Source organism: Pseudoalteromonas sp. SWYJZ19 (assembly GCF_015864375.1).
Taxonomy (GTDB): domain Bacteria; phylum Pseudomonadota; class Gammaproteobacteria; order Enterobacterales; family Alteromonadaceae; genus Pseudoalteromonas; species Pseudoalteromonas arctica.
Genome location: NZ_JADYXI010000062.1, coordinates 1 through 741, shown reverse-complemented (window position 1 = coordinate 741; position 741 = coordinate 1). Strand labels below are relative to the sequence as shown.

The window sequence follows — 741 nt, the reverse complement described above, 5'->3', positions numbered from 1 at the left end:
TTTTCACTCCCATTATCGTTACTCATGTCAGCATTCGCACTTCTGATACCTCCAGCATACCTCCCGGTACACCTTCAACGGCTTACAGAACGCTCCCCTACCACTCAGAATAAATTCTGAATCCGCAGCTTCGGTGCATAGTTTAGCCCCGTTACATCTTCCGCGCAGACCGACTCGACCAGTGAGCTATTACGCTTTCTTTAAAGGATGGCTGCTTCTAAGCCAACCTCCTGGCTGTCTGGGCCTTTCCACATCGTTTCCCACTTAACTATGACTTTGGGACCTTAGCTGGCGGTCTGGGTTGTTTCCCTCTTCACGACGGACGTTAGCACCCGCCGTGTGTCTCCCGGATATTACTTTACGGTATTCGGAGTTTGCAAAGGGTTGGTAAGTCGGGATGACCCCCTAGCCTTAACAGTGCTCTACCCCCGTAAGTATTCGTCCGAGGCTCTACCTAAATAGATTTCGGGGAGAACCAGCTATCTCCCGGTTTGATTAGCCTTTCACTCCTAGCCACAGGTCATCCCCTAACTTTTCAACGTTAGTGGGTTCGGTCCTCCAGTTGATGTTACTCAACCTTCAACCTGCCCATGGCTAGATCACCGGGTTTCGGGTCTATACCTTGCAACTATTCGCCCAGTTAAGACTCGGTTTCCCTACGGCTACCCTATTCGGTTAACCTCGCTACAAAATATAAGTCGCTGACCCATTATACAAAAGGTACGCAGTCACCCAACAAGT

General features: G+C 49.9%; 1 rRNA gene. It reads right to left on the bottom strand.

Annotation, left to right across the window (positions count from 1 at the left end):
* A 23S ribosomal RNA gene (locus tag I6F45_RS21250) occupies nucleotides 1-741 on the bottom strand; the annotation flags it as partial.